At 62.6% G+C, this 19528-nt stretch carries 18 protein-coding genes and 1 pseudogene; 17 read left to right on the forward strand and 2 right to left on the reverse strand.

Annotated elements, in window-relative coordinates:
* The 4 genes and pseudogenes from EX20_RS20265 to EX20_RS20280 all read left to right on the forward strand — a co-directional run.
* Nucleotides 1–288: pseudogene (locus EX20_RS20265) on the forward strand (dihydrolipoyl dehydrogenase); the annotation flags it as partial.
* Nucleotides 289–536: 248 nt separating this feature from the next.
* Nucleotides 537–1046, forward strand: coding sequence for an Lrp/AsnC family transcriptional regulator (locus EX20_RS20270; RefSeq protein ID WP_011661374.1), 510 nt, complete (start codon nt 537–539; stop codon nt 1044–1046).
* Between the two features lie 22 nt (nt 1047–1068).
* Nucleotides 1069–2217, forward strand: a complete 1149-nt coding sequence (gene ribB / locus EX20_RS20275; RefSeq protein WP_011882683.1) for a 3,4-dihydroxy-2-butanone-4-phosphate synthase — start codon at nt 1069–1071, stop codon at nt 2215–2217.
* A 199-nt stretch (nt 2218–2416) separates the two neighbouring features.
* Nucleotides 2417–4054 (forward strand): acyl-CoA synthetase, encoded by a 1638-nt coding sequence (locus EX20_RS20280; protein ID WP_034194555.1) that lies wholly within the window; start codon nt 2417–2419, stop codon nt 4052–4054.
* A 37-nt stretch (nt 4055–4091) separates the two neighbouring features.
* Here the strand turns inward: EX20_RS20280 and EX20_RS20285 are convergent, their stop codons facing one another.
* The gene (locus EX20_RS20285) at nt 4092–4913 is read right to left on the reverse strand and encodes an AraC family transcriptional regulator (RefSeq protein ID WP_011694458.1); all 822 of its coding nucleotides are present in this window, start codon (nt 4911–4913) and stop codon (nt 4092–4094) included.
* Nucleotides 4914–5131: 218 nt separating this feature from the next.
* On the opposite strand from EX20_RS20285, the gene EX20_RS20290 reads away from it, so the two are divergent.
* The 6 genes from EX20_RS20290 to EX20_RS20315 all read left to right on the forward strand — a co-directional run bounded on the left by EX20_RS20290 (nt 5132) and on the right by EX20_RS20315 (nt 11492).
* A complete protein-coding gene (locus EX20_RS20290) occupies nt 5132–5896 on the forward strand; it encodes an enoyl-CoA hydratase/isomerase family protein (RefSeq protein ID WP_014725460.1) in 765 nt (254 codons plus the stop codon).
* Between the two features lie 2 nt (nt 5897–5898).
* Nucleotides 5899–6678: a creatininase family protein gene (locus tag EX20_RS20295; RefSeq protein WP_034194517.1), complete on the forward strand. Its 780-nt coding sequence runs from the start codon at nt 5899–5901 to the stop codon at nt 6676–6678.
* A 215-nt stretch (nt 6679–6893) separates the two neighbouring features.
* Nucleotides 6894–8123: an LLM class flavin-dependent oxidoreductase gene (locus EX20_RS20300; RefSeq protein WP_226145954.1), complete on the forward strand. Its 1230-nt coding sequence runs from the start codon at nt 6894–6896 to the stop codon at nt 8121–8123.
* A 4-nt stretch (nt 8124–8127) separates the two neighbouring features.
* The gene (locus EX20_RS20305; protein ID WP_011882678.1) at nt 8128–8916 is read left to right on the forward strand and encodes an enoyl-CoA hydratase/isomerase family protein; all 789 of its coding nucleotides are present in this window, start codon (nt 8128–8130) and stop codon (nt 8914–8916) included.
* Nucleotides 8913–10820, forward strand: a complete 1908-nt coding sequence (locus EX20_RS20310; protein ID WP_034194518.1) for an AMP-dependent synthetase/ligase — start codon at nt 8913–8915, stop codon at nt 10818–10820. The genes EX20_RS20305 and EX20_RS20310 overlap by 4 nt, the downstream gene beginning before the upstream one ends.
* A 165-nt stretch (nt 10821–10985) precedes the next feature.
* A complete protein-coding gene (locus EX20_RS20315; RefSeq protein WP_231572266.1) occupies nt 10986–11492 on the forward strand; it encodes a flavin reductase in 507 nt (168 codons plus the stop codon).
* A 500-nt stretch (nt 11493–11992) separates the two neighbouring features.
* Here the strand turns inward: EX20_RS20315 and EX20_RS20320 are convergent, their stop codons facing one another.
* Entirely contained in the window at nt 11993–12802 is an 810-nt protein-coding gene (locus EX20_RS20320; protein WP_034194520.1) for an alpha/beta fold hydrolase, read from the reverse strand.
* Nucleotides 12803–12908: 106 nt separating this feature from the next.
* Here EX20_RS20320 and EX20_RS20325 point away from each other — a divergent pair, with 106 nt between their 5' ends.
* From EX20_RS20325 to EX20_RS20355, 7 genes are all read left to right on the forward strand, one after another.
* A complete protein-coding gene (locus EX20_RS20325; protein ID WP_034194521.1) occupies nt 12909–13460 on the forward strand; it encodes a MarR family winged helix-turn-helix transcriptional regulator in 552 nt (183 codons plus the stop codon).
* Between the two features lie 78 nt (nt 13461–13538).
* Complete coding sequence (locus tag EX20_RS20330) at nt 13539–14495, forward strand: LysR family transcriptional regulator (protein ID WP_014725453.1); 957 nt, start codon at nt 13539–13541, stop codon at nt 14493–14495.
* A 206-nt stretch (nt 14496–14701) separates the two neighbouring features.
* Nucleotides 14702–15628, forward strand: coding sequence for a TauD/TfdA family dioxygenase (locus tag EX20_RS20335; protein ID WP_330764622.1), 927 nt, complete (start codon nt 14702–14704; stop codon nt 15626–15628).
* Nucleotides 15625–17100, forward strand: a complete 1476-nt coding sequence (locus EX20_RS20340; protein ID WP_034194522.1) for an AMP-binding protein — start codon at nt 15625–15627, stop codon at nt 17098–17100. The genes EX20_RS20335 and EX20_RS20340 overlap by 4 nt, the downstream gene beginning before the upstream one ends.
* A 14-nt stretch (nt 17101–17114) precedes the next feature.
* The gene (locus tag EX20_RS20345) at nt 17115–17741 is read left to right on the forward strand and encodes a thermostable hemolysin (protein WP_034194523.1); all 627 of its coding nucleotides are present in this window, start codon (nt 17115–17117) and stop codon (nt 17739–17741) included.
* 57 nt (nt 17742–17798) lie between these two features.
* On the forward strand, nt 17799–18989 hold the full coding sequence (locus tag EX20_RS20350; protein ID WP_034194524.1) for a multidrug effflux MFS transporter: 1191 nt from the start codon (nt 17799–17801) through the stop codon (nt 18987–18989).
* Nucleotides 18986–19420 (forward strand): hypothetical protein, encoded by a 435-nt coding sequence (locus EX20_RS20355; protein WP_011882668.1) that lies wholly within the window; start codon nt 18986–18988, stop codon nt 19418–19420. Before EX20_RS20350 ends, EX20_RS20355 begins: the two co-directional genes overlap by 4 nt.
* The last annotated feature ends 108 nt before the right edge of the window (nt 19421–19528 follow it).

Here is a 19528-nt window from a genome sequence, read left to right on the forward strand (position 1 = left end):
GTGTTCCCGTGGGCCGCATCGGGCCGCGCGATCGCGAACGGCCGCGACGAAGGCTTCACGAAGCTGATCTTCGACGAGGCAACCCATCGCGTGATCGGCGGCGGCATCGTCGGCCTGAACGCGGGCGACCTGATTAGCGAAGTGTGTCTCGCAGTCGAAATGGGCGCGGACGCGGAAGACATCGGCAAGACGATTCACCCGCACCCGACGCTCGGCGAATCGGTCGGCATGGCCGCCGAATTGTACGAAGGCGTCTGCACGGACTTGCCGCCGCCCAGAAAGGCCTGATCGCCATCTCGGCTTGCGTGTCGCAAGTATGACGAGTTGCGGGTTTTCCCGAGCGTGCGGCGACAATGACCGTTTTTGGTGATAACTCGACTTTTTATCAGAATTTTCCGCGGAGCTGCCAGGCATAAACTTGTTCATCAGGTGATGTTGTTCGAATGCCTGCTGGAGCGGAAATCGATGTTCTGCCGCGCTAGCGAGCGTTCGAGCTTCAGGGCACCGGAGCCTTGTGCAAAGAGGAGACGCGGGCTATGAACGTTGCGCTGGACAGGATAGACCTTAGCATCCTGAGTGAACTTCAGGAGGACTCAAGTTTGACGAATCTCGAACTGGCGGCTCGAGTCAACCTGTCGCCCTCTCCCTGTCTCGTCAGGGTCAGAAATCTGGAGCGTCTCGGTGTAATCAGCCGACGCGTCGCCGTGCTCAATGCGTCCCTGCTCGGCCTGGGCATCATGGCCATCGTCGAGATCAGTCTGGAGCGGCAGGGCATGCAGGCGCGGGAGAGTTTCGCCGACACGGTCAGAGGCATCACCGAAGTCATGGACTGCTTCATGATGACCGGGCAAACCGACTATCTGCTGCGGGTGGTGGCGAGAGATCTCGTCGAACTCGAACACATCATCACGCACAAGCTGACGTCGCTTCCCGGTGTGGCCAGCGTTCGCTCGAACGTCGTCCTGAAACGGCTTGCCAACAAGACGACGCTTCCCATCGACAAGACGCGGCCCATCCAGATTCATGGACTGGCGCAGGCGTCGTGATCACATCGCGCAAGGTGCTCTCATGAGTAACGCAATGTCCGCCGGCCGGCCGGCAGATTCGCGCGCCGACATCGCAACGGCGTTGGAGATTATCGAAGAAGCGCGCGCCGGGCGGATGTTCATTCTGGTCGACGACGAGGACCGTGAGAACGAAGGCGACCTCGTCATTCCCGCGCAATTCGCCACGCCCGACGCCGTCAACTTCATGGCGACGCATGCGCGCGGCTTGATCTGTCTCGCGATGACGCGCTCGCGCTGCGAATCGCTGGGTTTGCATTTGATGAGCCGAATCAACGGTTCGCGGCACGAGACGGCCTTCACGGTGTCGATCGAGGCGCGTGACGGTGTGAGCACCGGCATCTCGGCGGCCGACCGCTCCCGCACGATTTCGCTGGCGATCAATCCGGAAACGGGGCGAGACGAGCTCGTTTCTCCCGGACACGTCTTTCCACTCATGGCGCGCGACGGCGGCACGCTCGTGCGCGCGGGCCACACCGAGGCGGCGGTAGATATCGCCCGGCTGGCCGGGCTCGCACCGGCCGGTGCGATCTGCGAAATCATGAACGACGACGGCACCATGGCGAGGCTGCCGGACCTCATCGCCTTTTCACGGCGGCATCAGCTGAAGCTGGGCACGATCGCCGATCTCATCGCATATCGCCGACGAACGGAACGGCTCGTGGAGGCCGTTGAACACGGGAGCTTCACCGAGCCGAATGGACGGCATTGGCGGATCGTGGTCTACCGGAACCGGATCGATCAGGTCGAGCATATCGCCTTCGTCATGGGCGATCTACGGGGCGCCGACCCCGTTCTCGTGCGCATGCATGCAATGGATACCATGAACGACGTCATCGGCGGTCACCACCTCGCGTCCCTGCGCGGCGCCGCGCGTTTGCTGGAGAACGAGAATCGCGGCGTCATCGTGGTGATCCGCGAATCCCGCCTCACGGCCGTGTCCGAGCGTGTGCGTGCCATGATGCATCCCAAGCCTGCCGAGCCGGAGCTGCGCGATTACGGAATAGGCGCGCAAATTCTCACCGAACTCGGCGTGAAGAACATGATCCTGCTCTCCAATCATGAAAGAACGATCGTGGGCCTGGAGGGCTACGGTTTGAACATGGTCGAGCAGAGAAAAATAGAGCGGATTCACGACTATCAGGAAGTTTGACGCCATCCGGTCGCGCTGCCGTGCCGATGCAGAAATCGGGTCGTCCCGTTCTGATCGCGGCGGCGTTGTTCCGGATGAAGTCGTGACGCTCATCGCAGGGCGTTCCGTGACCATAAAAGCAACTGGAGGAGAGATGAGACACGCAGAAAACCCCGACATCGTCGGCGCGCGCGAGCGCCGTGGCCGCGGGGCGGCCCGCATGAAAACGACGGCAGACCATCCCTATACGACCGGACTCGAGCGCGACCCGGCGAACTTCATTGCCTTGTCGCCGCTGACGTTTCTCGAACGCGCCGCATCCGTCTGGCCGGAGCGCACGGCCATCGTGCACGGCACGATACGCCGCGACTGGGCCGAAACCTACCGGCGTTGCCGGCTGCTCGCCGGCGCGTTGCGCGGGCGCGGCATCGGCAACGACGATACGGTGGCGATGATCGCGGCCAATACACCGGAACTGTTCGAGGCGCATTTCGGTGTACCGCTTTGCGGCGCCGTCCTGAACACCATCAACACACGGCTCGATGCCGACACGATCGCGTTCATTCTCGGCCACGGCGACGCGAAGCTGCTGATCACCGACCGCGAATTCTCCTCGACGGTGAAGAAGGCTCTGGCACGGCTCGGCCGTGCCATTCAGGTCATCGACATCGACGATCCACAGTTCGGAGAAGGCGATCTGCTCGGCGAAAAAGACTACGAGGCGTTGCTGCAGGAGGCCGCGCACACGGAATTTTCTGTCGCGATGCCGGAAGACGAATGGCAGGCCATATCGCTGAACTACACATCGGGCACGACGGGCAATCCCAAGGGCGTCGTGTATCACCATCGCGGCGCATATCTGAACGCCGTATCGAACGCACTATCGTGGCATCTGGACGAGGACACGACCTATTTGTGGACCTTGCCGATGTTTCACTGCAATGGCTGGTGCTTTCCGTGGACCATGGCGTTGGTGGCCGGCACCAGTGTCTTTCTGCGCCATACGCGGGCCGAGCGAATTCTCGCCGCCATCCGCACCGAGGCGGTCACGCATTTTTGTGCGGCGTCCGTAGTGTTGAACATGATCAATAACGCCGCGCCGGAGCTGAAAGCCGGCATCAGTCATGGAGTCAAGGTCATGACCGGCGGTGCACCGCCGCCCGCTTCGGTGATCGCCGGCATGGAGCGCATGGGCTGGGACGTGACGCACGCCTACGGGTTGACCGAGTCCTATGGGCCGGTCGTGCAATGCGTGTGGCGCGACTCGTGGAATGCACTCGATCTCGATGCGAAAGCGCGGCTCAAGGCCCGCCAGGGAGTGCGCGGCCCCGCTCTCGAGGCAGTGATGGTAGCCAGCCCCGATACGCTGGAGCCCGTTCCAAAAGACGGGCAAACGCTCGGCGAGGTATTTCTGCGTGGCAACAACGTGATGAAGGGCTACCTGAAGAATCCGGACGCCACCGTGGAGGCATTTTCTGGCGGGTGGTTTCACACGGGCGATCTCGCGGTATGGCACCCCGATGGCTACCTGGAAATCAAGGACCGCTCGAAGGACATCATCATCTCGGGAGGCGAAAACATTTCGTCGATCGAGATCGAGGACATACTGTATTCCCATCCCGCCGTTCTGGAGGCGGCAATCGTCGCGCGTCCCGACGACAAGTGGGGCGAGACACCTTGTGCTTTCATCGCGCTCAAAGCCGATTCGGCGGTGACCGAAGCGGACATCATCGCGTTTTGCCGCGAGCGGCTGGCACATTTCAAGGTGCCCAAGACCATCGTATTCTCGCCGCTGCCGAAGACAGCGACCGGCAAGATCCAGAAGTTCCACTTGAGGGAGCGGGCGCGCCAGCTGTGAAAGAGGCGGCGGCGTAGCGTCAGGCGCCGCGTTTCGATCAGCGCGAGGACGCCTCCTTCTGGTCCACGCGAAACTTGCCGGGACTTTGTCCCATGGTCTTCTTGAACATGGTGATGAACGAGTTCGGACCTTCATAGCCGAGCTCGAGCGCCACTGCGTGAACCGACGCGCCTGCCGACAATCGCTGAAGCGCAATGATGATATGCAGACGCTCGCGCCAGCGCCCGAAAGTCATGCCGGTTTCGCTGCGTACCAGCCGCGCGAGCGTACGTTCGCTCATCGCATATCGGCGCCCCCATTCCGCGATCGTGCTGCGGTCGGCGGGGTTGTCGAGCAACGCCGAAGCGATCTGTTGCAGCCGGGGATTGTCGGAGATCGGGAGAAAGACGTCGTCGGGCGCCAGCAGCGCGAGCTGATCCAGCAACACTCTGGCGAGCCGCCCCACCGGGCCGTCCTTCGGATAGTCGGGCGGGAACCTGGCCAGTGAACGGATCAGCTCGCGGATGAGCGGCGTGATCGTAAAGCTGCGGCAGTCGGTGGGCAGGCCGGCCTCGTCGGGCGGAATGAAGATGACGTACAGCTTGGCGAAATCGGAAGCATGATTGCTGTGCGGAATGCCGCCCGGAATCCACACCGCGCCGTTGGGCGGAACGATCCACCATCCGCTCGGCGATCGGCACATGACCGACCCGCTCAATGCGACGACCAGTTGCCCCTTGCGATGAACGTGCATCGGCAGCTCATCCTCTTTTCCGCTCGTCTCCAGGAGAACGGAAATGACCGGCAAATCGACGGAGTCCGGATCGAACGGCTGATAGTTGATCTTCACCGGGTCTGTCATGGCTCGCGAAGCGGACATGCCGATTTCAGGGTTGTTGGGTTCCACGGTTCACTCGCTTTCTGCGCCTGCCTGGCCTCGGTGAATTCATGTATCGCCGCCCTCGGTGCAACATACGGTGGGCCATCCGACTGACGCGATTTTAATCCGCCGAATCAACGATGGCGCTGGCAAATCAAAATTAAATTTGGCCCCGTCGGACCTACACTGACTCGATGAAAATTCACGAGACATCAGGTATGAAAACCGACGAATTGATTTGCACACGGATCGACGCGGACGTCGTGCAACTGACGATCGACCGGCCGCCGGCGAACGCACTGAACGAACCGCTCATCACCGCATTGATGTCCGTCTTCCGCGACTTCGCTCGACACGACGTGCCACCCGGCATCGTGCTCACCGGGGCGGGAGAGAAGTTCTTTTGTGCCGGCGGCGATATCAATGAAGTGGCGGACCATGAGCTCGCCCTGTCGCGCATGGAAGCGTTCCACGCGTTCCTGGCGCAACTCGAGCAGTATCCGAGCCCGCTCGTGTGCGCGGTCAACGGCTATGCAGTGGGTGCCGGATTCGAAATGGCGCTGCATGCGGACTACGTCGTCGCGTCCGCTGAATCCCGGCTGGGATTTCCCGAGATCAATCACGGCCTGTTGCCCGCGGCAAAAGGCATGCGCCACGCAGCGGCCCTGCTGGGTCGACGGGCCGCGCGTTCGCTGCTTTTTTCCGGTGAACTGATCACGGCCGGAGAGGCGTTGGCGATAGGCGCGGTGGACGCGATATCCGCGCACGATGAAACGCTGAGAGACGCGCTGGCCAAATGCCGCGCGCTTTGCGCCAAAGATCGCCAGCTGTTCGCCGCCATCAAGCGAACGCTGCGCGAGAGTCCACGGATGAACGATGAAGCTCTGCTGCAGATGACGCTCGATGACCTGCGTGGATATCTCGGCAACGCGCGGACCGCGGACGCAAGATCCAGATTTCTGAACCGCAACAAGAAGGCCTGATCGTGAGCAATCTCAAACTGCCGGAAACGCTGCATCTTGCGCGCATGACGTATGAGGACGTGGCGGCCGCATTGGCCACGCAGTTCGATCGCGTCATCATTCCTTGCGGCGCAATCGAGCAGCACGGCCCCCATCTGCCGCTGAGCATGGATGCCGATCATGCGGACGCGCTGGCCGTGGAAATCGCCACGTTGCTGGGGCGAACCCTGATTGCGCCGACGATACGAGTGGGATGCTCGAAGCACCACATGGCCTTCCCGGGCACGATCTCGTTGCAGGAGCACACGTATGCCGCGCTCTGCCACGATTACTGCGTGAGCCTCGCGGCACATGGATTCAAGTGCATCTATCTGTTCTCGGCGCATGTCGGTAACTTCAATGCCCTTCATGCGATGTTGCCGGAATTGCGACAGGTCGTCGGGCCGGACGTCCAGGTGCTTGCCTATACGGATCATCAGGCGTGGCTGCGCGAATGGCGACTGGCCGTCGAGGAAGCCGGCGGCGATCCGGAATCCGTGGGTGGACACGCAGACATCGCAGAAACCTCCCTCATGATCCACCTTGATCCGGACAGTGTGCGACTCGCTCGACTCACGACCGGCCACGTGGGCGCCATGACGACCGAGCAATTGAACCGGATGTGGAAGGAGGGCGTGGCGTCGATCTCCCGAAACGGCGTGCTGGGCGATGCGCGAGGATCGTCACGCGAGATTGGCGAGGCCTGTTTGCGTGCGACGGCGAGGCTTCTCGCGTCGGCATTTGCGGCCGAATCGTCGACCTAGAAAAAGACGGAAAGCCGGCAGCATGATCTGCCGGTATCGGCAAGGTTGCGGCATGAAAAGAATAAAAAATGCTGCGGGATGTGCGGCAATATTTGTTCACGAAAACAAAAGAGACATCAAGACAGAGAAGGCATCCGGATGGATAAGTGTCGCCATCCAATCTGGATGCGCTGTTTCTAAATCAGGTTAAACGACGATGTTAATTGGTTGGCGGCGTGACACTGCCCGAACCTCGGCAGCAGTTCGCGCGCGCCGTGAATTTTCGAATTACGACTGTCAAGGAAAAGGAAATGCCATTGAAATTCGGTTTTTGGTCCGAGCAGGAGACGCAGGTCGGGCATAGCTACTCGAACAGGCTTCGCGAGCTGGTTCGCGAAGCGCGCTTCGCCGAGCAAATGGGTTTCGACTTTGTTGCGTTGTCGGAGCAGCACTTTGCGCTTGGCGGCGTGTCGAGTTCGGCGCCTGAAGTGGTGTTCGGTTATCTCGCGGCCGTCACTTCGCGAATCAAGCTGCGTCCTGCCGTGGCGCTGATGCCGAAGGCCATCAATCACGCGCTGCGTACCGCGGAACGGCTGGCGGCCACCGACATCCTCTCCGAAGGCCGGATGGAGATGTATTGCGGGCGCGCGAACACGACGATCGCAATGCGAGCGTTCAACGTATCGCCGGAGGAAACCCTGCCGCAAATGGAAGAGGGCATGGCGCTGTTGCGCAAAGCGATGCGTGAGGACGTGTTCACCTTCGAGGGAAAGTACTACCAGGTGCCGCCCCGGTCGCTCGTGCCGAAGCCGTTGCAAAAACCGTATCCCGTCCTCGGCGTTGCCGCCACCAGCGCGAACAGCCATGCTTGGGCCGGCTCGGAAGGCCTCGCGGTGATGAGCCATGCGATTTATCAGGGATGGGAGAAACAGAAGGGGCTGCTGGACACCTACTGGAACAGCTGGAAGCGCGATGAGACCGGGCCGTTGCACAAGCCGCGCGCCGGCATGCCGCTCTTCATCGGTATCGGCAAGACCGACCAGGAAGCGAAGGACATTTACGCCGGCGCGATCATGAACTATGCGCGCATCTCGACCGATGCGTATCCGCGGCTCGCCAAACTCGCGGACAACTACGCGTACATGGCCGAAAGCGTGCCCGCAATGCAGCGCGCCGCCGAAGATTGGGACTACCTGCTGAACGAATCCGCCACCACGGTGTGCGGAAGCCCCGACACCGTCATCCGTCAGTTGGAGCAATACGAGAAGCTCGGAATCGACGAGGTGCTGCTGCATATCGACTCGGTACCGCACGAGCAGATCATGTCGACGATCGACATGGTGGGCCGTTACGTGATTCCGCATTTCAACGATCGCAACAACATCGTCCGCCCGACCGACGAGTTGCTCGAGAAGATTCGCGCCATGCGCCCGCAGGCCGCCAACCCGAAGCAAAGTCAAGGATGAACCGATGAATACGTCTTCGCGCTATCAGTATCTGAATGTCGAACAACGGTCCTCCGGTGTCGCGATCGTCACGATGAATCGCCCGGAAATCCTGAACGCCATCAATTGGGACATGCACGACGAACTCGAACGGGTATTCGTCGAGCTGGATCACGACAAATCGGTCAAGGCGATCGTGTTGACCGGCGCCGGCCGCGGGTTCTGCTCGGGCGGCGACCAGAAGTCGATCGACAACGGCAATATCCCGTCGGCGACGCGTGGTGGCCGTCACCTCATAAGAAACATGCTGGAGGTCGAGGTGCCGATCGTGGCGGCGGTCAATGGCGTGGCCGTGGGCCTGGGCGCGACGCTCGCGCTGTTCTGCGACATGATTTATGCGAGCCCGACCGCACGGTTCGCCGATACGCACGTCAATGCCGGTGTCGTCGCGGGCGACGGCGGTGCGGTGATCTGGCCGCTTCTGCTCGGGCCGGTCCGCGCGCGGCACTATCTGATGACGGGCGACTTCGTCAGCGCGGAGGAAGCGCTGACGATGGGGATGATCAACAAGATCGTCGAAAGCGACAAGCTGCTGGAGGCGGCGCTCGATTACGCGGAGTTGCTCGCGAGCGGCCCGCGCGACGCGATCGTCTGGACGAAGTACTGCGTCAACAAGCTCGTCAAGCAGAATGCCCATCTGCTTCTCGACACGTCGATCGCTCTGGAGACGATCACGTTCAATTCGCCCGAGCGGCGCGAAGCGGTGGCTTCGTTTACCGAAAGGCGCAAGCGCTTTGGAGACAACTGGAAATGAGCGCGGCACCGTGGACTTCCGGCAATCAATTCGCGACCACCACCATTCCGGCCTTGCTGATCGAGCGCGTGAAGAACGGCGCTGACGCAGACGCGTTCTTTCAACGGCGTGCCGGAGCGTGGGTGCCCACAACCTGGAAGGGCTATGCGAACGCAGTCTGTTCCGTATCCGCAGCGCTCGGCGCGGCCGGGGTCGCACGAGGCGATCGGATTACCATCATGGGCGACGTATCGCGGGAGTGGCTGATTGCCGACATGGCGACGATCTGCTCGGGCGCGGTGACGGTAGGCGTCTATTTCACCGCGTCGGTCGAAGAGGTCCGCTACTACCTGGAGGATTCAGGGGCGACACTCGCTTTTGCCGGAAGTGCCGAGCAGCTTCGGGTCATGAAAGCGGCCGATACGTCCAGCAGGCTCCTCAAGATCGTGGTGCTCGATCCGGACTGGAAGCGCTCGCCTGACGAAACCGGCATGAATGTCGTTTCACTCGCCGAGTTCGCGTCGCATTTTGACGGCGACGAAGTCGCCTATCTGCGTGAGCAGTCCGAGCTTGCGCGGCCGACGGACCTGGTGAGCCTGGGTTACACCTCGGGAACCACGGGGGCGCCGAAAGGCGCGATGCTGACGCACGTGTCGATGCTCGCGGGAGCGTTCACGTGGCCGACCTTCTGTCCGGCGATATTGTCCGAACCGCAGCGCATGGTGATCCATCTGCCGCTTTCGCACACGGTCGCGCGCATTCAGGCGACGACGCTGCCGTTGATCGCGAAGACGGTATCTTACTTCGTCGACGTGTCGGCCGATTTCGCGAAGTGCATTCAGGAAGTCAGACCGACGTCCTATATGGCGCCGCCGCGCTTCTATCAGAAGTTCGCGACCCAGATCATCAACCACGTGAACGGCAGCAGCGAAGCCGAGCGGAGAAACTACACGCTCGCGCTCGGCATCGCGCGGGAAGTGCTGGCCGATCGCCAGGACGCAGGCACGGGCGACCCGTTCAAGGAACAGCTCTACGCCATCTGCCGTGAGCGCGTGTTCAAGCCGTTGCTGGCCAGAATCGGCTTCGACGATTTGCGCTATCCGTACACGGCCTCCGCTCCGGTGCCGCCCGAGGTCGTCACGCTGTTTCAGTTGTGGGGCGTCAACCTGAAAGAGAATTACGGGCAAACGGAGATGGTCGGCGGCAACCTCGCGCAGGTGACCGACTGGTCGAGGCCCGGCAACTCCGGGGTCCCGCTCGACGACCCCGCCTGGGAAACCCGCGTGTTGCCGGACGGCGAAATGATCGTTCGGGGGCCGGGGCTGTTCATCGGCTACTGGAACAAGGAAGCCGAAACGAAGGCCGCGCTGCGGGACGGCTGGCTGTACACCGGCGATATCGTCGACGTCGGCGCGGACGGTTCGTACAAGCTGATCGATCGAAAGAAGGAGCTCATCAATACGGCCGCCGGCAAATCGATCAGCCCGGTGCAGATCGAAAACGAACTGCGCCAGAGTCCGTACATTACCGAGGCACTCGTGATCGGCGAAGGGCGCAAGTATCTGACGGCGTTGATCGAAGTCGACGGCACGCTCGCCATGGACTGGGCCAGGACGCACGACCCGTCGGTCACGCAGTACGCCGATCTGGCCAGTTCGCCGCCCGTTATCGACCTGATCCGTGCGGAAGTGGAAAAGGCGAATGCGAGGTTGGCGCGCGCGGAGCAGATCAAGGCGTTCAGGATATTCCCCGAGGAACTTACACCGGAAAACGGCGTGATGACCGCCACGCGCAAGAAACGCCGCAAGGCATTGATGGCACGCTACGCGCACATTATTGCCGGCCTTTACGACGACGCCGAAGAGCGGTTGATCAAGGAGCAGCTCGTCGGTTCAGGGACAGCAGCGTCCGTTCACCGGCAATAGGAATCGCCGGCAGCGCAATTGGCCACGAGAACCCGTCGACGGTGCGGCGCGGGCGATGAACGGTGCAACGCCACGGGTACTTCGCCACGCATGCTTCATGCAAGGACCCGTGGCGCGCCGCCACGAAGCCGCACCGCCGTTCCGTCCACCGAGAGAGGTACCGCCGTGATAGCACTTTCCCCCGACCGCACGACCTTCCGCGAAGCCATGTCCCGTATCGGCGCAGCGGTGAATATCATCACCACCACGACGCCTTCCGGCGATGTCGGCATGACGGTGTCCGCAGTGTGCTCCGTCACCGACGATCCTGCTACGGTGCTCGTTTGCATAGGCCGGTCCAGCCGTCAATATGGACACTTCAGCAAGGCGGGCATCATCTGCGTCAACGTTCTTTCCCATGAGCACGAGATGCTTGCACCGATCTTCGCGGGCAAGGGCGATGTCCAGATGACCGAGCGCTTCACGTACGGCGAGTGGATCCGTCTCGTCACGGGTGCGCCGGTGCTGGCCACAGCGGCCGCGAGTCTCGACTGCACGGTGGACCGGAGCGTCGACATCGGCACACATACGGTCTTTTTTTGCGCCGTGCAGGCGCTACATCTCGGCTCCGCGTGTTCGGGCCTCGTCTATCACGGGCGCGCTTATCATCGGCTGCCGCAGCAGCATGCGTGACACGGCGCGGCCGTTTCCCAGCGACCACAAGGCCAGGCCGATTGTTGCCGTTCGAAGTTTCTGCTGACAGTGTCCGCCGATACTGCTGATGGGTGCGTTCGTGGTGGCGTCGTCAGCAAAGGACGAGAGCTACACCGAGGCGATGAAAGTCGATGGTGGGCTGCCCCGGCGTTATACAAACTGCGGGTCTTCCGATGTAGAGCGATGACCTGGTGCAGACGTGAGATGGCGGACTTCTAGGTCGGAGTGTTACGACGATGAATGGCGCTACGGGCGAACACGAACGATTACGACCGTTTGCGTTCGGAGCCGAAGCCGGCCGGGCGAGGGCGTTGCTGCGCACTTTCCGCCAACAACGACGTTCTCACCATTGCTTGACGTAGACAAACGCGGTCAGCCAGTAGCCGAGGAAGCCGAGCGCGAAGCCGGCTTCGTCGCCTGCGGTGCCGTTGATGACGGCCCACGCACCTCACGCCTCCAGACGAGATTCGTGCGAAACCCTACACAGCATTTGACCCGCCAAGAAAGCGCAATACCGCCCAGTTGAACGCCCCGGCGCGGTCGAGATTTGCATGATGTCCGCCTCCGGGAAGCGTTCCGTAGCGGGCACCCGGAATCATGGCAGCGAGCCGCTGCCCTTCGGTCGCCGGAAAAATGCTGCCGTCTTCGCTTTGCAACACGAGCGTTTCGCTGCGTACGAGATTCAGTCGCCTTCTGACGTCGTAGTTCGCGATCCCGATGCAAAGGCGGGCAAGCTGCGCGGAATCGGTGGTTGCCGCGCGCGCATGGCCGATCTGATACGCGATCTCGCCAGCTTCCGATTGAGCGAATTCGGCGCTCACCATCAGCGGCCACATTTCCTCGAACCAGCGGCTTGCGCTATCGTCGCGCGCGAAACCGCATTTCCAGAACTCGAAGCGCCGGACGAAATCGTCGTCGACCAGGTTCGAGAAGCCGTTGCAGACGACCAGCTTGCCGACGCGTGCGGGCGCATCGAGCGCGATCGTCAAGGCGATCGCGCTACCAAGCGAGATGCCGACGAGGGCGGCACTTTCGAGGCCAAGGTAATCCAGCAGAAACTGCAGGCTGCCGGCAAGTTCCCTCACGTCAAGCGTGCGATCCGGGTACGACGACGCACCGTGCCCCGGCAGATCCGGCACGATGACGCGATAACCCGCTTGACGCAGAAACGGAATTTGCCGTGTCCATGCGAGACCGCAGCTACCCAGATCGTGAATCAATATGATCGGTTGGCCGCTGCCGACGTCCGCATAATAAAGATCGTGGTCACTGAATGATAGTTTTGCCATCTGCCTGCTCCACTGCTGTCCCCCGTGTACTTCTGAACTATCTTAATATTGAGATATATTGGCTGCAAGTTGAGCGACCAAGCCCCCATCGAATGCGAGGATATTCATGACGGTTCCGGGTACCGAAGATCACGTTGACCTCGTCGTCGCGCAATGGCGCGACGAGCGGCCTGAACTCGATGTGGCGTCGATGGAGGTGTTCGGGCGTTTGGCGCGACTGGCAAAGCATTGCGAGAAGGCGCGGACCGAGGCGTTGTCGCCGTTCGGCTTCAAGGAAGGCGAATTCGACGTTCTGGCCACGCTTCGCCGGGCGGGCGCACCGTACGAACTGTCGCCCACGCAGCTGTACCGCTCGCTGATGATTTCGTCGGGCGCGATCACGAACCGCCTGATGCGACTCGAGCAGGCCGGCCTCGTCGAGCGCATCCCGAATCCGCAGGACGGCAGGGGAATGGCCGTGCGATTGACTCGCGAAGGGCTCGCACTGATCGACAGGGCGGTGAATGTACACGTGGACACACTGAATCTGTTGCTCGGCGGGCTGGATCGGGACGACCGCACGACACTTGCATCGCTCCTGAAGCGTGCGCTTCTCGCGCTACCGGGCGAAGCGCTCCCGTCCGATGGCGCAGGGTGGGCGCGAGGGGAGCAGGCGTGACATACCGAACCTCGATGGGTTTAAGATAAAGACCGCAACAAATGAGGCCGGCGACAACAATAACGATAAGGAAATATCGTGCTTAACAGTAACGTATTGCGCCAACTCGATCTTCAGGACGTGATGGTATTTCTGTGTCTGTACGAACATAAAAGCGCGCGCCGCACTGCCGAGGTCCTGAGCATCAGCCAGCCGACGGTCAGCTATTGCCTGAAACGCTTGCGCAATTGCTTTCACGACGTACTGTTCGACGTCGATCGCGGCAGCCTCGTCGCGACGGCCAAGGCCGAGGCGATCGAGCCGTATCTGCGAAACGTGATCGATGCGGTGAACCACTGCGCCGACATGGACGACGACCAGGTGGCCGCCACGTCACGCCGCGTGATGCGCGTATGCGCGCCGGAGTATTTCGAGCTGCTGCTCTTGCCGGGGGTGCTCGAGTCGTTCATGAAGCGCGGCCGCGAGACCTCGCTGATCGTCGATCGCCTCGGCCGCGAGCTGCCGGTAGAACGGCTGCTGGCCGGCGAACTCGATTTCGCGATCGGCTTCGGCCCCGGCTATCATCGGCTGCATCCCGACCTGCAATGGGAGTCGGTGCTCTCCGACACCTTCGTGTGTCTGACCGCTTCGCGCAAGCTCGCACCGTCGACGCGCGTCTCGCTCGACGAATTCTGCGACATGGAGCACGTGTTCCCCACGCCGTGGGTATCCGAGCGCAACATGATCGACGGCTGGCTCGAAAAGCTCGGCCGCTCGCGCAGTATCGTCGCGCGCGCCAACACGTATCAGGCCTGCCTGAACATCGTCGCGCGGCTGCCGGTCGCGCTGACGCTGCCGCGGCGCCTGATCCAGCACCTGTCGATTCCGGCGAACGTACAGATCTGCGAAGTGCCGCTCGGCTTCCCGACCTTCACGCTGGACGTGATCTGGTCGACGCCGATGGAGAAGAACCCCGACATCCGCACCATGCGCAGTCTCTTCAAGGATCTCGCGAGCGCCAACGCGTTCGAGCCGGGGGAATTGCCTCGCGCCTAGCCGCAATCGGTTCGCGCCGGCCGGCGAGCGGCGCGGTTTATTGCCGGTGGGGAAGCAAAGCCGGGCTTCCTTTCAGGAACCTGAACAAAATTCACATCCACCATTTAATTTTTAAAACGGTGCGCCCCGCCGTGTCGGTAGATTAGTCAGTGTTCGACGAGGCCGTGCTTCGAACACAAAACTAACCACACTGAGAGGCAACCATGATGGATGTTGTTGATGTAGTCGCTGCGAGGGTTCAGCACAAACCGTTACCGCGTTTCGGCTTCGAGTTGATCGAAAGCCTCGAGGCCGGTCAGAAGGCGATCGACCTGGTCGATACCGATCAGTTGTACGAGCAACTCGCCCATTCGGGTGTCGTGATCTTTCGCAATTTCGCCGATACGCTCGACGATTTCAACCGCTTCGTCAGCCTGCATTCGGCGCGCGTCACGTTCGATCCCGCGCGCAAGACCTCGACGGAGAACACCGCCGAAATCGATGCCGGCGAGCTGGAAATGGGCCTGCACCGTGAGAACGGCAACCTGCCGTTCACGCCCGACCTGCAATGGTTCTACTGCCTCGAGCCGGCTCGCGTCGGCTCCGAAACGACGATCTGCGACGGGCAGCGCGTGCTGCAGGAACTGACGCCGGCCGTGCGTCGTCTGTTCGAGCAACGCCAGATCAAGTATTCGCGCCGCATTCCCTGGCCGAACGTGCAGCGCTTCCTGAGCGTCGAACTCCAGCTGCCGGCGCACGAGGTGAACGACTCGCACCTCGAGGTCGTCAACCAGCGCGTTCGTGGCCAGCACTATCGCCGTCTCGACCAGTTTCTCGTGTCGTCCGAGCGTGTGACCGATGCGATCACCGTCAGCTGCTTCTCCGGCCGTCGCGCGTTCTGCAACTCGCTGCTCGGGCCGAGCGTGAACTACGAGCCGCCGCTGATCACGTGGGCCGACGGTACCGACATCGATTTCGAGGTGTGGGACGAAATCAAGGACGTGACCGCCCGCTATACGTACGACCTGTTCTGGAACAAGGGCGACGTCGTCGTGATCGACAACAGCCGCGTGATGCACGGCCGCCGCCGTCTCGCGGACACGGGCCGCCGCATCTTCGGTGCGCAAAGCTATCGCAAGGGAGCCATCGCATGATCAGCGCACTCATCGAACGTCATTTCGCCGAAGCGCCGAACCGCATCGTCGTGCGGGAGATGGACGGCCGCGAATACTCGCTCGATCAACTGCGCGCCGACGTCGCGCGGATCGGCGGCAAGCTGGAGGAGGTGTACGGCGATTGCAGCGGTCTCGTGTTCGGTATTGCCGCGCGCTCGAGCTACACTTGGGTGGCGACGATGCTCGCGATCCTGCGCGTGAAGGCGGTGCTTCTGCCGGTGCCGATCGAGTTTTCCGACGAGCAGATCGGCAGCCTGTTGCACAAGGCCACCGCGATCTTCGCGCAGGATGCGCAAACGGCCGCGCGCATCGGTTCGATCCTGCCCGGCATCTCGTGCATCGACGCCGCGAGCGAGCGCGACGAATGGCCCGCAGCGGGCGCACCCACCGGGGAGCGGATCGAGCCGGGCATCTGCGGGATCATCCATACGTCCGGCACGACGTCGAAGCCGAAGGGCGTGAAGATCCGCGACGAGGCGGTCGGCCTGCTGGTGACGAACGTGCTGAAGCGCGTGCCGGCCGGCCCGCTCGATTACCTGTCGATCGTGCCGATGAGCCTGCTGATCGAACAGGTGCTCGGCGTGTTCCTGCCGGTGCTGTCCGGCGGCTCGCTGACGCTGATGCCCGCGCACTACGCGGAGTACGGCGCACGCAGCGGCAATGCGCGCGAATACCTGGACCTGATCGCCCGCGTCGATCCGAACTTCCTGTACCTGCCGCCGAAGCTGCTCGAGGAGGCCGATGCCTTGCTGGAGTCGACCGGTACGACGCAACTGTTCGGCCGCCGCAATCCGCACATCATCACGGGCGGCGCGAAGATTCCGGCCACCGTGCTCGAATCGTTGGACAAGCGCGGCGTGCAAATATACGAAGCGTACGGTCTCAGCGAGAACAGCTCGATCATCTCGCTGAACTATCCGGGGCAGCGCCGCATCGGTTCCGCCGGGACGTTCCTCGACGGCATCGAGCCGGTGATCGTCGACGGCGAGCTGCGCGTGCGCACACCGACGCTCTGCGCGGGCTACTACAACTCGGACGATACGTCGTGCGAGCTCACCGACGGCTACCTGCATACCGGCGACCTCGCCGAGATCGTCGATGGCTTCCTGTACATCACCGGCCGCAAGAAGCACGTGATCATCCTGTCGACGGCGCGCAACATCTCGCCGGAGTGGGTCGAGACGGTCTACAAGGAAAGCGCGCTGATCGACGACATCGTGGTGTTCGGCGAAGGGCGCGAAGAGCCGGCGGCGATCGTGCTGTCCACGCACGACGAAGCGGCGGTGCGCGACGAGATGGCGCGGCTCGAACCGCGGCTCGCGGATTTCGCGCGGGTGCGGCGCGTGCGGGTCGTGACCGACATCGAGCGCTTCCGCACGGATTACTACACGGTCACCGGGCGGCCGCGCCGTCAGCTGATCGAGCGTGACCATGCGGCGTCGCTTTACTGACCGGGGAGCCGAACGTGCAGATCGTACGGACCTTTCACCCGGGCCAGGACGCCTATCGCGAGATTCAGCTCGCGGTCTCGCAGCACTACTATCAGGCGCACGGCGCGCGTCCTGAGCCTCGCCCGGACCAGTTCTGGTGTCTGACCGACCGCGAGAGAACCTTGCCCGGATACGCATGCCTGGGGCTCAGCTGGGGCGATAGCGCGCGGCTGTTCTCGGAGCACTACCTCGACGAATCGCTGACGAGCCTGTATGGGCTGTCGCGTGCGGAGCTGATCGAGCTCGGGCAGTTCTCGTCGTTCGGCCCGAAGGGCGCCGGGCGCTACCTGATGGCGAGCGTGTTCCGCACCCTGGCCCAGCACCACTACCGGTACGTGCTGATGACGGCGACCGAGCGCGTGCGTTACATCGTGCAGTCGTTGCAGATCGCCTACGACGATCTCGGCCGCGCGTGCGTGAGCCGGGTGCGTGACCGGCATGTCGACTGGGGCACGTACTACGACAACGCGCCGCGCGTCATCATGGTAAGGATCGACGACATGGCCCGACGCAACGATTTGCCGATGTGGAGCCCGCTCGGCGATCCGCCCTCGGCCCGAATGCCGCCGAGGCAGGTCGAATGCACCGCCAACGGTCACTGATCCCGACAGGCCGCACGCACTCGCGTCGGCCTGTCCCGTCATTTCTGGAACGTCCCCATGTCCAACTCAAATAGATATGAAAACTTCCTCGTGTTCCTGGCGCCGCTGATCAATAGCGTCGGCGGGATCGCGATCGACCTCTATGCGCCGAGCATCCCGGCCATCGGTCGAGAACTCGACGTCATGCCGAGCATGATGCAGAACACGATCACGATCACGCTCGTGTTCTATGCGATCGGCCAGCTCGGGTTCGGCATCCTGGCCGACTGGTGGGGCAGACGCCCGTCGATACTGTTCGGCCTCGTGCTGTTCATCGCCGGCAGCGCGCTGGCGGTCGTCGCGCCTTCGTTCGAGGTGCTGATGGCGGGACGCGCGATTCAGGGCTTCGCGATCGGCTCGTGCCAGGTCGTCGCGCGCGCCGTGCTGGTCGACCGGCTGAAGGGCGACCGCTTCCGCGTCGCGATCGTCTACCTCAGCCTGGCGTTCGGGCTGGGCCCCGTGATCGCGCCGTACGTGGGCGGACACGTGCAGGAGTGGGCCGGCTGGCGCTGGAACTTCGTCGTGTACTGCGGCTACGGGCTCGTCGTGCTGTCGTTCGCGTTCGCGGGCCTGCGCGAGACGCTGCGGCCGGAGTTGCGGCGCACGCCGCGGCAAACCATTGCGGGCTATCGCGAGATCCTGTCTGATCCGCACTTCCAGTCGGCTGTCGCGATGCTCGGGATGAGCTTCTCGGCGTTCCTGATGTGGAACGTGATCGGCCCGTACATCGTGCAAATCCGCCTCGGGCATTCCGCGGCTTATTTCGGTTCGACTGCGCTCGGCGTCGGCCTGTGCTACCTCGGCGGCACGACGCTGAACCGGAGCCTGATCCGGCGCTACAGCGGCGAGCAGCTGATGCGCGTCGGCATCGCGACCTTTGCGCTCGGGGTGGCCTGCGTGGCGTCGAGCGGCGTCGAGCTGAGCCTCGTGACCGCCCTCGGCGGGATCATGCTGATCGCGTTTGCACAGGGCTTCATCTTCTCCAACGCGATGGCGCGCTCGATGGCCCTGTTTCCGGGCCGCGCGGGCGCCGCGGCGAGTCTGCAAGGGTGCCTGATGCTGGCGCTCGGTTCGATCGTGTCGGGGGTCGTCAGCGCATTGCCCATGGAGACGAACGCGACGATTGCCATCATGTTCGCGTGTCTGCTGGGCGTGACCATGATCGGCTTCCGGCAACTGCATCGCCGCCATCCGCAGGTGGCGCGATGAAGGCCGCCGTCGCGCTCGCGCTGCGGCTCGTACTCGGCGCGTTCTGGAGCTGGGCGGGCTTGACGAAGATCGTCGGACACTTCGATGCAGGCCCCTTTCTGACGGCTGCCGTCTCGCGATCCGCGGCGGCGCCCGAAGCCGTGCGGCTCGCGCTGACCGGCGCGATCGTGCACGTCGCGCTTCCGCACGTCGTCGCGGTGAACCTGATCGTGCCTTGGCTGGAACTGGCGGCAGGATTATCGATGCTGCTCGGCATCGCGATCGCGTGGGGTGTCGCCGGCGCGGCGGCGATGTCGGTGCTGTTCCTGATGTGCGGGGCGGTCGGCACCAATCCCTTGCTGCTGTTCGGCGCCGTCCTGTTGGCGATGTCACACCCGTATGCGCGCGCATGGACCCTTCATGCGCCGCGAGCGCCTGCCACGACCATCTGAGCTCGTAGCGGGCGTTGCTTTGCCGCTTGCCACGTTCGTCGCGGCAAGCGGCTTTTTTTCGTGTCAGGCATGCGAAAAATTTAAACAGGGATTCGAAAAGTTGACGTC

Source organism: Burkholderia sp. WP42 (assembly GCF_000745665.1).
GTDB classification, from domain to species: Bacteria; Pseudomonadota; Gammaproteobacteria; order Burkholderiales; family Burkholderiaceae; genus Burkholderia; species Burkholderia vietnamiensis.